We start from the raw sequence: 1,644 nt of genomic DNA, 5'->3' as shown, positions 1-1,644 counted from the left end.
CAATCTGCCATGTATGTTACATATGATAGTCTTTTTACCTTTGTAATTATGCTTTGCGCAGTTATCACGCTAGTTTTGATACATAAAAAATAGCGCCCTCACCGTCGCAAAGTAGAGGCGCTATTTTTTAGCTGTAACTTGAAAACCGAGGTGGCCAGCTTTACTCTGGCTTACCGGCTTCCTGTTAAGCATATTATATTCCAGATTGAATGATTTGTCAATTTAAAAAACCGCCCGATGTTACCAGCATCGAACGGCTTTAGATATACCGAAGATGGCACATCACATACAAAATTATTGTACCATCTTCGGAGCAGCCATGCAAGCGGAAAATCCGCTGGCTGTTATTTTTATACCCAAAAAGGAGGTACTGATTATGGCAAAGAAGAAAAAGAACGCCCTCCCATCCGGGAGCATCCGCATCCAGGTATATGATTATACCGACGCGGAAGGGAAGAAACACTACAAAAGCTTTACGGCCCCCACCAAAAAGCAGGCTCAGGCAATGGCCGCAGACTGGAAGGCAAATAAAAGCAAAGCCCCGGCCCCTGTGGAGGATATTACCGTATACGAGGCTGTAGGGCGCTACATGGATGTAAAGCGGGCTGTATTATCCCCGGCCACCCTGCGGGGATATGACTGCTCCAGAAGGAATTATTTTACCGGAACCCTGGGACAGACTAAACTGTCCGGCATAACCAATCTTATCGTACAGGCGTGGGTGAGCGATCTGGCTGCAGAACTAAGTCCCAAAACCGTCCGGAATGCCTATGGCCTCCTGTCGGCCACCCTGGATGTGTTTGCCCCGGAGCTTCATCTCAAAATCACGCTGCCGGCAAAGAAGCGCCCAGATCTCTACTGCCCGTCTGACGAAGACGTGAAGAAGCTCCTGGAACATATCAAAGGGACGGAACTGGAGATCGCCGTCCTGCTTGCGGCATTCGGCCCGATGCGGCGCGGGGAGATATGCGCCCTGACGGACAAGGACATAAAAGGACGGATCATAACCGTCAACAAAAGCATGGTTCAGGGGCCGGACGGGCAATGGTATGTAAAGCAGCCAAAAACCTATGGAAGCTACCGGGAAATCGAATTCCCTGATTTTGTTGTCCGGAAGCTTTCCGGCCGCGAAGGCAGAATCATTAAAGCCACCCCATCACGGATTACCGGAAGATTTATAAAAGCAATTACCAGCCTTGACATCCCCCGGTTCCGCTTCCATGATCTCCGGCACTATTCAGCGTCCATCATGCATGCCATCGGAGTACCGGATCAGTACATATTACAGCGCGGGGGATGGATCAGCGATAACGTTATGAAAACCGTGTACAGGAATGTTATTGACCTGGAGAAAGCAAAGCAGGACAGAAAAATTAATGAGCACTTTGGAGGAATGAAAAACGTGTGATTTTCGTGTGATATCCGTGTGATACATACCCCCAAAAAGCTTTATATTTGGGGATAAGATATTTTAAATTTTTCCCGTCCGGAACATCAAAAAACCTTGTAACTACGGGATATATCCAGTATTTACAAGGCTTTCCTCAAAGAGCACGAGACGGGATTCGAACCCGCGACCCTCGCCTTGGCAAGGCGATACTCCACCACTGAGCCACTCGTGCTTATTCGCTTTTTAATCGGGGT

At 48.3% G+C, this 1,644-nt stretch carries 1 protein-coding gene and 1 tRNA gene; one reads left to right on the top strand and one right to left on the bottom strand.

Going from position 1 to position 1,644, the window contains the following annotated elements:
* The first annotated feature begins 376 nt into the window (after positions 1 to 376).
* The gene (locus NFS31_RS26670; RefSeq protein ID WP_251502087.1) at positions 377 to 1,408 is read left to right on the top strand and encodes a site-specific integrase; all 1,032 of its coding nucleotides are present in this window, start codon (positions 377 to 379) and stop codon (positions 1,406 to 1,408) included.
* Between the two features lie 142 nt (positions 1,409 to 1,550).
* Here NFS31_RS26670 and NFS31_RS26665 read toward each other — a convergent pair.
* A tRNA-Gly gene (locus NFS31_RS26665) sits at positions 1,551 to 1,622 on the bottom strand.
* Positions 1,623 to 1,644 lie beyond the last annotated feature (22 nt).

This window comes from Otoolea muris, assembly GCF_943193115.1.
Taxonomy (GTDB): domain Bacteria; phylum Bacillota; class Clostridia; order Lachnospirales; family Lachnospiraceae; genus Otoolea; species Otoolea muris.
This window is presented reverse-complemented; position numbering and strand designations above follow the sequence as displayed.

What these genes read in the sequence shown, in the direction of transcription:
- NFS31_RS26670 (WP_251502087.1), top strand. Translation starts at nt 377, where the DNA reads ATGGCAAAGAAGAAAAAGAACGCCCTCCCATCCGGGAGCATCCGCATC.